The 11255-nt window shown below is 50.0% G+C and carries 12 protein-coding genes; 11 read left to right on the top strand and 1 reads right to left on the bottom strand.

The features are described from left to right. Positions 1-522: 522 nt before the first annotated feature. On the bottom strand, positions 523-1392 hold the full coding sequence (locus ELS82_RS22650) for a hypothetical protein (protein WP_134837462.1): 870 nt from the start codon (positions 1390-1392) through the stop codon (positions 523-525). A 1051-nt stretch (positions 1393-2443) separates the two neighbouring features. Between ELS82_RS22650 and ELS82_RS22645 the strand changes: the two genes are divergently transcribed. The 11 genes from ELS82_RS22645 to traU form a co-directional block, all read left to right on the top strand. Further along, a complete protein-coding gene (locus tag ELS82_RS22645) occupies positions 2444-2827 on the top strand; it encodes a hypothetical protein (protein ID WP_134837461.1) in 384 nt (127 codons plus the stop codon). A 54-nt stretch (positions 2828-2881) separates the two neighbouring features. Beyond that, positions 2882-3178, top strand: a complete 297-nt coding sequence (gene traA, locus ELS82_RS22640; RefSeq protein WP_134837460.1) for a type IV conjugative transfer system pilin TraA — start codon at positions 2882-2884, stop codon at positions 3176-3178. Positions 3179-3192: 14 nt separating this feature from the next. After that, positions 3193-3495, top strand: coding sequence for a type IV conjugative transfer system protein TraL (gene traL / locus ELS82_RS22635; RefSeq protein ID WP_134837459.1), 303 nt, complete (start codon positions 3193-3195; stop codon positions 3493-3495). A gap of 12 nt (positions 3496-3507) precedes the next feature. Beyond that, positions 3508-4077, top strand: coding sequence for a type IV conjugative transfer system protein TraE (traE, locus tag ELS82_RS22630; RefSeq protein ID WP_134837458.1), 570 nt, complete (start codon positions 3508-3510; stop codon positions 4075-4077). Further along, a complete protein-coding gene (traK, locus tag ELS82_RS22625) occupies positions 4074-4817 on the top strand; it encodes a type-F conjugative transfer system secretin TraK (RefSeq protein WP_134837457.1) in 744 nt (247 codons plus the stop codon). The genes traE and traK overlap by 4 nt, the downstream gene beginning before the upstream one ends. Then, positions 4807-6288 carry a TrbI/VirB10 family protein gene (locus ELS82_RS22620; RefSeq protein WP_134837463.1) on the top strand — a complete coding sequence of 494 codons (1482 nt, stop codon included), beginning with the start codon at positions 4807-4809 and terminating at the stop codon, positions 6286-6288. Before traK ends, ELS82_RS22620 begins: the two co-directional genes overlap by 11 nt. Before the next feature lie 13 nt (positions 6289-6301). Then, the gene (gene traV / locus ELS82_RS22615; protein ID WP_134837456.1) at positions 6302-6688 is read left to right on the top strand and encodes a type IV conjugative transfer system lipoprotein TraV; all 387 of its coding nucleotides are present in this window, start codon (positions 6302-6304) and stop codon (positions 6686-6688) included. A 2-nt stretch (positions 6689-6690) separates the two neighbouring features. Then, positions 6691-9285, top strand: coding sequence for a type IV secretion system protein TraC (gene traC, locus ELS82_RS22610; protein WP_134837455.1), 2595 nt, complete (start codon positions 6691-6693; stop codon positions 9283-9285). Then, complete coding sequence (gene trbI, locus ELS82_RS22605) at positions 9282-9632, top strand: type-F conjugative transfer system protein TrbI (RefSeq protein WP_134837454.1); 351 nt, start codon at positions 9282-9284, stop codon at positions 9630-9632. The genes traC and trbI overlap by 4 nt, the downstream gene beginning before the upstream one ends. Beyond that, positions 9629-10300, top strand: a complete 672-nt coding sequence (gene traW / locus ELS82_RS22600; RefSeq protein WP_134837453.1) for a type-F conjugative transfer system protein TraW — start codon at positions 9629-9631, stop codon at positions 10298-10300. The genes trbI and traW overlap by 4 nt, the downstream gene beginning before the upstream one ends. Before the next feature lie 38 nt (positions 10301-10338). Next, positions 10339-11255, top strand: a 917-nt coding sequence (gene traU, locus ELS82_RS22595) for a conjugal transfer pilus assembly protein TraU (protein ID WP_244230857.1), incomplete at its 3' end; no start/stop codon positions are given.

Below are 11255 nucleotides of genomic sequence, written 5' to 3'. Positions count from 1 at the left end.
CCCTAAGAAATGGGAAGCATATCTGAATGTGGTAGACGGATAGTGCTATGAGCAAACTCAGCTGCAACGTCTGACTGGGGAGAGTTTCCAGGATTACTATCAAAAGCACAAGATAGAGTAGGAACGCAAAAGCGAAGAACTGTCTGCTCAGTAAGAAAAGCGGCTTTGATGTCATGGGCTGAGCACTCCTCCTTTCCAATCAGGCTTTTAATCAATCACTTCACATACTGACATTCACTTTCAACCCTTTGAACATCACAGCCTAATTCTGGCTTTTATTACAGATCAGAGAACGGATAATACGCTTGTTCTTGTTTGTCATGGTTCACCTCGTTAATGATTGTACACACTTAACACGGTGTCCAATGATCGCCGGGATCAGAATACACTCCGAAGGCTCGTGAGAATAGACTAAAGCGGTGCGTCGAACACATAGGGGCAAGTCGAACCGTTAATCTCAGTCTCATGGGGTTACTTTACCTGGAGCCAGTAACTGGCTCCAGGTGGCGTGTTTGATGCGTGTTATTCATCAACCATCGGAAACTCTCCCCTATGTATTATCTCTACCGAGCTTATCTTATCCCAGAGCTCGGGATCGCTGCCATAGCCCCCGTCACGCGTATAGTAGTTGCCCTGGAAGTGCGCATCCTCATAAAAACGGACAGTCCAGCCTTCTGGTATGCTCCAGGCTTTCATTCTGTCGTTGATTTCAAGCGGAAGGACGGGTTGATCCACGTCGGTAACATACACCAGACCATAGTCTACAAATTCGACATTGCCGTACATCACCACGTAATTGGACTCAATGTAATTGTATGTGCCAGGGGGTTGAACCTGCTTCGCCGGGGCGTTAAAAATGGTTCCCCACACATCCCATTGCATTTTGTTAAAGGAATCATCCAGCGTCGCCCATTTGTTCTCAATCGCGTAGATATAGTCAGTGAAAATGGTTTTCCACCCTGCCAACGTTTCCATCTCCGCGCTGACTAGCGCATAGGGCACCGTCCATCCAGCGGTAAAGGAGGTTTTATTGCCGACCGAGATGGCCCCAGATACCTTCTTATGGCGATAGTATTGTCCGGTCGATTCATCATACCAGTCATACTCGAGAATCAACCGGGCAAAATACCCCCCTTTATTGTGTAAGATAAACTCCGTCGAGTTGCCGTTAAAATTGATGTAGTTCGGATGCGAACGAGCGGTTCCGGTCTCCTGGATGTTATACCGTTCGTAGTCACTCTCCTTGATGAGATCTGCACAGTGGTATCCACCGCGTCCATTAACGATCTCTTCGTCAAGTTCATGACAGCTAGGGAGAGAAGCGATGTCCATCTCCGACGCCGTCACGCCAAGGCTCAAAAAAAAGGTTAAACAAGTAAGATGTCGTTTCATCTTTCGTATCTCCTTATGCGGCAATGATAATGAATGGTTCTACAGGGCTTCAGCCCTCGCTTTCACTTTTCAGTAAAAGCGGCAATAAAGAGCATTGAAATAGTCGACCATGATGTCATTATGTAAGGCGACTAATAAATAGTTACTCCATATTTCAGAGATAAGTATCGAAATACGAAACAGATTGCGCAATGTAATTAATGTTAATAAGAGGAAGTAAAAAAATAACTAATCGCCAATATAACCAAGCGCTGCGTCATGAATGTAGAAATAGTAACGCATCAACAACAGCGAGAAAGGAGCTCAACTATTCTACGAATTATGAATAAATTAAGTAAACCCCTATGCTGACCCGTTTGCTTTAATTCAAAATCATGGGATGGACACCAATTCTTAGTCCTCAGCATTGTTAGTTTTGTTCGTTGGCGCAAGAGCGTGCTGGCTATTCTCTCCTCTTTCACTGCACCTACTACGGTATGCACCAACGCTCAAACAAACAGGGAGAGTTGGACACATCAATAACAACGCCCAAAAACACTCTTCCATTCCCTCTAGCCAGGCAGCCGACAGTAACCGACGAGGACCGACCTCAGCTGGGATAATAAAAATAACCCACAATTACAACAACTTAGACGATAATATTTGTTTTTTTGATAATATCCAAAACGTGACACATCGCACAAAAAACAGCTCATTCTCGCTTTGACATTATCGCCAAACCACATGTATATATATACATGACTGCGAGGGTTGGCTGCTCTTGCTGCTGAAAGCGCCACAGATGGGCGCAGGACAGCGTATAAATAACCTAACCAAATACAGGCGCCTGTTAGGTGAGGCGCAGGCCAATGCCAACGTTCTGAGTATGTATGCACGCATCATCACTTGGTTTGTTGGAATTAATTGGGAGTATTGCCTAAGCCTTTAACGTTAAAGGTTGAGTTTGACTACACAAACTCACAAGCCAGTTTGTAGCACGAGCTCTGAAAGGGGCTCCATTGTTTTGCTGATCCACAAGTCAGCAAAACAATGTCCTCACAAAGGAGTGCCTATGATCATCGTCTACGGATACTACATAGACGAGTCAAGCGAACTTATTGGCAAAACACTGGATACACAGGGCACCATCATTGCGCTCAAGCCTCTTGATCGCGTTGGTGATACGTTAATTTTTGCCGCCCTGATTGATACTCCAAGCCCAATCCGTTTTCCTGCCAATCTGAACACCGCGATCCTCGTTAAACAACAGTTTTACACCCACAAACCCTATAAACCACATCTCGCCAATGCGACCAACATGAACGCGAAACAACGCAAAAGTTATTGCAAAAAACTTCTGAAACTGCGCCTTCTTGACGCCAGAACGTGGAAACTGCACATCAGTCGAAACAGAGGGATCAAATGGGTTCGTAAATACCTCCACCGAACCCACTAAACACTCTGGAAAACTATTGCTTCGTTTTCCACCACTCAAATAAGGAGGCAACGTATGCCACTTATCCATCAAAAATACGAAAGCCGTATCCTATTTCTCTCAATTGCCGCCCTGCTGCTGCTCGGCTTCGCTTTCCCATCCTTAGCCACCGATTTATTTGCTGAGGGCAAAGCCACTATCAAATCAACCGCTGGTGACGACTCTGCCGCTGAAATGGCCATGCTCACTGCAGGCGCTCTTGGCGCCGCCGTTACAGGCTTTGCCACACGAAACTGGTTCGGCGCTATCGGGGGATTTGCCGGAGGCATGATTTTCTGGGAGGTGATCAAACCGCTTGTCGGACTGGCCTAAACCGGGGCTGCACCATGGAAAACCAACTACTGTTTTATTTGATTCCCAAGCACATCAATAAGGGCAAGCGGATCTCCGGCCTGCCGAGAGACGAAGTGCTCCCTGGAGCGGTGCTGTTTGTGTGTTTTTTTATCGCGGGCAAATACCTGATTGGCTTTATCCTGGCCGCTGCGTGGTTTACCGGACTGCGTTATATCAAGGTCCAATATGGGGACAACATCATTGCCTTAGTGTTGTACTGGTGGGGCAGTGCCTCACTCAGTCAACACGTCTTCAGACACACTCCGGCTGCGCAGAAACGCTACTGGCTCTCTTAAGGGGGACACCCCATGGAAAACAAACATCAGGGTCATTTACTTGCCCTGAGTAAATTACTGAACTTTCTTCTCGTGTTTGGATTTATTACGTCAATGCTGGTTAATGTGACTTTAGGACTCAGCCTGGCTAAGACCTCGTCGGAAAAAAGCCGTACCTTAGTTCCCCCAACCATTTCACAAGCCTTTACGGTTTCAGATACGGCGATCGATGCCCCCTACCTTCACCTGATGGGCGAATACTTCTTAAAACTGAAGCTCAACGTCACACCAGCGAACGTCGTCAGGCAATACGGTCTCTTGCTTGATTACGTGCCGGCGCAAAACTGGCCCACCATCCAACCCGTCTTGATCAAAGACTCTGAACACATCAAGCAATACAACACAACCAGCCGCTTTGATGCCTTGCCGGGAAAAACCGAGATTTCCATTGAAAACATGCAGTTCAAACAAACAGGCCACCTGATCAAAACGGTTGGCGACCGAACACTGCCATCAGAGCGGGTGACCTATCTCGTTCAGATGGACTACAGCAACGGCGTGATTGAACTGATTGGAATTAAAAAACAAGGAGTGGAAGAATGAGACTCTATTCATGGCGATTGGCGCTGGTCATCATAAGCCTGAGCCCGCTCGCTTTCGCCAGTAATGTACAAAAAGCCACGTTTCCTTTTACGGATGGCGATACGATCCCCATTCACCTGTCCTCAATCAACATCAATCGCCTGGTGGTCGAAGACGATAAAATCCTCAACATCACTTGCCCACATGGTTTTTGTACCACGAACGGGATCCAAAAGGATAAAACGGGCTCGGTTTCCTTAAAGCTTAATGTGGCCTTACCCTTTACCGCTCATGTACTGACTCAAAAAGGTCGTCTGTTCGCCTTATTCATCACCCCAAAAGCGACGCCGGGCATCGTGACGGCTTTCAGGCCAACCGACCGACACTTATCGGAGCCTTCCGTGTTTGAGCGAGGGTTTGATTACCCGTCAGCCATAGCCAACTTCACCAAAGCCATGATGCGATGGAAAGTCAACGGTACCCCGATTTCGGGGTTCACTCTTCATCCCGTTGACCCAACAACCTTGCCTGAAAAGAATTCATCCCTACCTGTCACCCCGCAAACCGTCTTCGTTGGTAAGGATTATTCCGGCATCATTTATGAGATCACAAACAAAAGCAATGACAGCGTCACACTTACCACGGCGCAGTTTTACAGCTATGCGGCGCGCAGTGCGGCACTGGATAAATACGAGCTTGGCCCAAATGACACCACGCATCTTTATGTCGTAACCGGTGGAGGGATCAGTGATGTTCGGTAACTGGAAGAAACGATTATTCCGTGACGTCGACGGGGATTTTGAACAAGGAGGCGAGATCAATCAGAAAACGGCCGCCCGCAACGGTAACGTGACCATCGTAGCCCTGTCGGCATTACTGCTTGCCGCGTGGGGACTTTATGCCTATACACGCTCGCCTGCGCGGATACACGAGGAACCTTCTCAAGAGCCCGTCGAATTTGGGGCCATCATTGAACAAGACTTTGTCGAAAAAGACAACCAATCCGCCCTCACCCTGCAGCAAAACACGCTTTCAGGTTTGGAAAAGCAACTCTCTGATCTGACCGAGTCCATGCAGTCTCTTAAGGAAAATACCCAACGTCAAATCGAACAAGCGAAAGAAAAGACGGCTCGCCTGGTGGAGGAGCAAGTGCGTGAAGAGTTTCGCGAGAAAGAAGCCCGGCTAGAGGCGCGCCTCGATGAGCTTGAACAAAGCCAACCCGAGCGCCTCACCATCGAGCCTCTTCGCCCTTCTCAGACACACGTTCCCGTCAACGACTCAGAAACGTTTGGCCAGTATACGCTGCCTCCTCGGCCCATCGCATCGAGCAACGACAACCCTGAGATCGCGCACATGCAGTATCAACCGTCTGAGCAAGGCCTGTTTAATCGCAATGAGTTTGATAGCTTTGATTTCTTTTGGGAGCAGGAAGAAGAGAGTTATCACCGCACCATTGATAACTATGTTCCAACCGGCACCTTTGTGACCGCCGTGGTCACGGGAGGCGCGGACACCAATGCCGGGGTTCTTGGCCAAGGAGATACCACCCCGGTGGTCTTTCAGACGATTCATGAGGGCATTTTACCAAACGGAGAGAAATCCAGACTTAACAACTGCACCGTGACTGCGGCAGCGTATGGTGAAATCTCTTCCAGTCGCGGCATTGTCCGTACTCATCGTCTGAGCTGCATTCAGGAGGAAGGCCGTATCTTAGATGTCGCCATTAAAGCCACGGCGTTCAACTTTGGGCGTAACGGTATTCGTGGCACCACCCTGTTGAAAAATGGCGAGATTGTTCAAATGGCTGGCATTGCAGGTATTTTGACGGGGGTTGGAGAAACGGGAAAAGCACTTTCCCAAACCACCTCAACCTCAGCGTTGGGCACGACATCAAGCCTAAACCAACAAGATGCCGCGCTAAACCTGCTTGGCAACGCCTCTTCCAGTGTCGGCGCCAAACTCTCGGATTATTACATTGGTCTGGCCGAACTGTATCACCCCATCGTCGAAATCAACCCGGGCGCGGTGGTCAATATCGTCTTCCTGGAAGGCTTTCCCCTAGATCCCTTGATGGCCGAAGACTATGAGCGAGCAAAGGCTGCGGAGCAGCAACTAAGCAGCCAGTCGAACCAGATCCTCGATGTGATCACCAATACGCCACTTAACCCATTGGCAAAGGAGTTGTCCAGCGAAGGCATTGACGTGCCCCCGACGCCTTTTGGGCACCAATAAAGGAACCATCCGTATGTGTAAATTATCATCTCTGCTTGCTTGTACGCTGCTGTTAATGGGCTGCGCGGCCGGTCTTGGCGAAGACTATAGCTGCAGCAACGTCGGTGGCGTGTCTGGCTGCACCAGCATGGACGAGGTACGTCGCAATATCGATCGCTACAAAGCACCTGGCAATCTGGCCACATCCAAAGCGACTCACGTCATTCCAACCGACTTTATGACGTTACCCAGGCGCACACGACAAGGAGAACCAGCCCGTACTGACGATGTGGTAAAGAAGGTCACGGTTTTTCCGTTTATCGATAAAAACGGACACTACATCGATACCACCGATATTTATCTCATCCTCGATGACAGCCGTTGGACAGGCCGCCCTGTTCAAGCCATTTGGAAGGACTGACTATGTTATTGCACTTGTTTTCAAAGCCAAAAACGGGCACGTTGGGGGCGTTTTATCAGGACGTGAAAAAGCATCAGAATCACCTTCATCATGAACTGCCCTACCGCACCTTTGACAGTGACACCCAGCTTTTTCTCAATCGGGCTTCGCAGGGGATTGGGTTTAAGCTCAACGTCCTGGGCGGGGCAAACGATGAGCTGATCCGATCGCTCAACAAAATGGTGTGTGACTTACCCCAGGGGGACAAATGGGACTATCAACTGTCGCTGTTTGGTCACAACAAAGTCGCCCATTACATTGACGCGAATCAAGCGCGCATGAGCAAGCGTGGGGGGATTTGTGCAACTTTAGCCGCCAAGGAAGCGCAATACGCTCGATTTGCGGCCAATCAGGGCTTCTTCCACAAACAAAGGCACCACTTTGATCTTCGTGATTATGACGCCTATTTCTTTGTGTCCACCACGACCAAAGACAATGACGCGCTCTGCGACTTAAGATCGACCATTGAAACGGCCTTGAGTCAGTTGGGTATTGAAACGCAGAGACTGACCCCTGAAGGGCTGATCACGTTTGCCGGGGACGTGTTAAACTTTGATGCGATGCAGGATCGCCCTGTCGAACGCCCTTATAACCGTTACGATCCCATCAACCAGCAAGTGATGTCTAGTGATACCGAGCTGCTTATCCACCGCGATCATATCGCCACTCGTCACACTAACTATGACGGCACTGAAACACAGGGTCGCACGGTCTGTATGGGACTGGCCCGAACCCCGAGCGATTTTAGACTCTATGCCCTACCAGAATGCTTTGCGTCCATTCGTAACATCGCCCGGCACGTCACATGCCCGCATTTACTGACCGTAAATTTTCGCCAGGAAGTGACGGGGAACTTTGAGCACGGCAATAACCGCAAGATATCCGATCTGACAAAAACCGTCGGCTCCCCTCTGGCCATGATCATGCCAACGGCCAAGGATGAACTGGAAGAGCGAAAGGGGCTGCAAAAAGGACTCAGTGACAAAGAGTTTACCATTAGTTCGATGGTGTTGAATTTAACCTTGTTTACCCGTCAACGGCACCAGCGGCGCGACGTACAAGCGGCCAAAGAAGCCTTTTCCGCAACGGGCCTGGATATCCGTCCTCAATTGATGCTGCAAACGCAGAGCCTGCTGACGGCGTTGCCTTTTCTGATGAGTGAGGGGTTATGGCGCGATTGTGGCGTGGCGGGCAAAGTCCGTTCAATGAAAAGCTCGAATTTAGTGAGCTTCTTTCCCATCGTGCTTGACGTCAAACGGATGAGCGGAGGCCTGCTGCTGCCCACCATGCGCGGGCAACTCTCCTTTTTCGATCCATTCAACTGCGGCAGTGATAACAAAAACATTGCCCTTACTGGCAGCTCTGGTGCAGGGAAAAGTTTTTTCGTTCAAAGTATGGTCAAGTCGGTTTACGCTTGCGGAGGAAAGTGTTGGATACTGGACAAAGGGGCAAGCTACAAAAAGCTGACGCTCATGCTCGGTGGCACCTACCTCGATCATCGGAACATCTACCTCAACCCTTTCACTCACCTTGGCAAGGTGATGGACAGCGCTCAGCAAGCCACGGAGACTCTGCACTTCATCGACGACGACGGACACCATGAACACGTGGATCCCATCAAAGAAGCGCTCAGTAACATTACCGCACTGTTTGCCACTATCGCTTCGCCCTATCAAGAGCTGGAAAGTTATCAGATGGCCGTCCTTGGTGATGCCATCATTCAAGCCTGGGAGAGAAAGCACACCGAAACCTTAGTGGATGATGTTCAAACCGTTTTATTTGAACTGGCCAAAGCGTATCACGACGACCGCCGTATCCATGATATTGCCGTTCAGCTTAACAAGTATTGCCGCAAAGGGATCTACGGAGAGACCTTTAATAAGCCGTCCATGCTCGATCCAACGATCGATATCACCACATTAGAGCTCGATGGGTTTAATGAAGATGTTCTGCGGCCTGTGATTTTTGCCCTGATCGTCTCTATCAACCAACAGATGTACCTGTCTGGCTCTCGTTCTACCGCTAAGATGTGCGTCATTGAAGAGGCGTGGAGCTTAATGAGTGGGGCGAACGCACAAGCCCGTACCTTTATCAATACTGGTTATCGCACCGCTCGTAAGTTTGGCGGCTCATTTTGTACCGTCACACAGGGCATCACTGACTTCTTTGCTAACGAAGAAGCGCGGGCCAGTTACGACAACTCGGACATTCATATGCTCCTCAGACAAGGGGATTGCTTCGATAAGTTCCTAACCGATAACCCGAAAGCCTTCGATGAATACGAAGAGCAGATCATCAAAAGCTTTCCGTGCGCCAGTGACGCCGGATACAGCTGCGTTCGTGTCAAAGCTGGCGGCCACACTTCGTATCACCGAATGTTCTCCGATCCTTTTTCCCGCGCGTGCTTAAGTACCGAACCTCATGAGTTTGAGTTCTGCGAAAAGCTGATGAACGAAGGCATGCCGCTGATGGCGGCGATCACCGCCACCGCGAAGCAGTTTTACGGTCAGGAGATTGCCGACTTTGAACACGCCCTCAACACTAAGGACATGATATGAAAACCCCACTTTCAACAATGACCCTGATGGTCAGCGTCAGTCTTCTTTCCGCGTTGGCGGCTTATGCCCTGCTCGCCCAGAACACGCCCAGGTTGGTCAGTGTTGACGTGAAAAGCACATTAACGGCCTATCACCAGGAGCTCGTGAAAACCGACATCAGTCTTGAAGAGCAGACACAGCGGTTAACCCGGTTTGCCGACATTATGGATGAAGAGATAGCGAAGTATAACGCCAGGCACAACACCATTGCGTTAGTCAGTGCCGCCGTCGTTGGCGGCGCCATGGATATCACTCCGCAAATCCAACGGGCCATCGTCCAGCGTTACCAGGAAAAGGAGTCACGATGAAACACGTGACGGTGCTTGCCCTTAGTGTTTCAGCCTTTCTTGTTCCCTTTCACTTGTGGGCTCAGGATTTAGGTCGCATTGGCGCGACCTTTCCCATTGGTGAAATCGATATGTTGATATGGATAGAGCAGCGATTAAAAAGGTTTGAACGCTCTGGCAAGCTGGCTGAACTGCAGCAAGATTTTGTAAAGAGAGTGGCAGAGAGTGTTGAAACGCCTCCCCCTCTGATGCTGACCACGACCACCACACCCAGGACGTTTTTTGTCGACCCGAGTTTAACGTTGGCCGCAGATTTAACCGATGGCAAAGGCGCCCTCTTTGCTAAAGCCGGCACACGGATCAATCCTTTCGATACGAGCACCTGGCCAGAGCGGACACGTCCCCCTAACCGGTTTGAGTACTCACACGTCCTTGTCTTCCTGGATGCTCGCGACGAAAAACAACTGGCGTTTGCACAAACACTGAACGCCACAAAACCTATCAAGTGGATCTTAACGGGAGGCAGCCCTAACCAGGCAGCCGACATACTCAATCGCCGTTTCTACTTTGATCAACGAGGATATTTATCAAAAAGACTGCACATTAAAGCCGTCCCGAGCCTGGTTGAGCAATCAGGCACGCATTGGAAAGTGACCGAATTTGATGTCAGTCACGAGGGGTTACCATGATAAAACCGATCGGCGTCATGTTGGTGGTCTTAATCAGCATGGCAATAAGCCCGCTCTCACACGCTGGCGCCACGTGCTCCGGACACTTCATCAACCCAATCAGCGATATTTGCTGGCGCTGCCTGTTTCCGATGACACTGGGCTCGGTGCCGGTTGTCCCATCCCACTATCCCGATACACGCAACCCGACGATGCCCATCTCTTACTGCCCTAAACCTCCGCCTGTTTTCATGCAAATTGGTTTAAACATCGGGTATTGGGAGCCGTATGCCCTCACGGATGTGACAAGGGTACCTTATTGCATGGTGAACATGGGGATGCAACTGAGCGGCGCAAACTTACAACAAATAGGCGGCCGTAGCACCTCCAGGGACTCTTCGAGCAGTGACGCGGGCTTTTATCATGCACACTGGTACAAGTACCCTGTCATTTACTGGTTACAGTTAATGCAGTCCACCGCCTGCATGGCCACCGACGCGTTTGATGTCGCCTATCTCACCGAACTCGATCCGCTTTGGAACGACGATGAGCTGGCGTTCATTCTCAACCCGGAAGCGATTTTATTTGGTGATCCGATCGCGCAGCTCGCTTGTATTCCAGAAGCCATCGCCACCACCACCAATGCCGCTCTCCCTTTTGATGCCTTGTTCTGGTGCTTAGGCTCTCAAGGCAGTGCCTATCCCCTGACGGGGAACACGAACTACCGTGATACCCCGGTTCAGGCGGGCACTCTCATCATGGAAAGGTTGAATTACAAACTGCATAGACAAGGGATTGTCTGGGAGACGAGCGGAGAGGATGGCGCGATTTGCTATCAATACCCTACCCCGATTTTACCGAAGTCCCGTTACCGTTATCAGATGAGTGCGCCTATTCCCGATGCGCAGTGGTGTCACCCTTACACGACCACGACAGCGATATGGGAAATGGGGCATGACAACCCGACGACGGGTGA

It is taken from the genome of Vibrio ouci (genome assembly GCF_004551525.1).
Lineage (GTDB): Bacteria > Pseudomonadota > Gammaproteobacteria > Enterobacterales > Vibrionaceae > Vibrio > Vibrio ouci.
Note: the sequence above shows the minus strand (reverse complement) of the source record. Positions and strands in the feature narration are given on the sequence as shown.

Coding starts and splice junctions, on each gene's coding strand:
- traA (WP_134837460.1), top strand. CDS start 2,882: ATGCCACTTATCCATCAAAAATACGAAAGCCGTATCCTATTTCTCTCA.
- traK (WP_134837457.1), top strand. CDS start 4,074: ATGAGACTCTATTCATGGCGATTGGCGCTGGTCATCATAAGCCTGAGC.
- traE (WP_134837458.1), top strand. CDS start 3,508: ATGGAAAACAAACATCAGGGTCATTTACTTGCCCTGAGTAAATTACTG.
- ELS82_RS22645 (WP_134837461.1), top strand. CDS start 2,444: ATGATCATCGTCTACGGATACTACATAGACGAGTCAAGCGAACTTATT.
- trbI (WP_134837454.1), top strand. CDS start 9,282: ATGAAAACCCCACTTTCAACAATGACCCTGATGGTCAGCGTCAGTCTT.
- traL (WP_134837459.1), top strand. CDS start 3,193: ATGGAAAACCAACTACTGTTTTATTTGATTCCCAAGCACATCAATAAG.
- traC (WP_134837455.1), top strand. CDS start 6,691: ATGTTATTGCACTTGTTTTCAAAGCCAAAAACGGGCACGTTGGGGGCG.
- ELS82_RS22620 (WP_134837463.1), top strand. CDS start 4,807: ATGTTCGGTAACTGGAAGAAACGATTATTCCGTGACGTCGACGGGGAT.
- traV (WP_134837456.1), top strand. CDS start 6,302: ATGTGTAAATTATCATCTCTGCTTGCTTGTACGCTGCTGTTAATGGGC.
- ELS82_RS22650 (WP_134837462.1), bottom strand. CDS start 1,392: ATGAAACGACATCTTACTTGTTTAACCTTTTTTTTGAGCCTTGGCGTG.
- traW (WP_134837453.1), top strand. CDS start 9,629: ATGAAACACGTGACGGTGCTTGCCCTTAGTGTTTCAGCCTTTCTTGTT.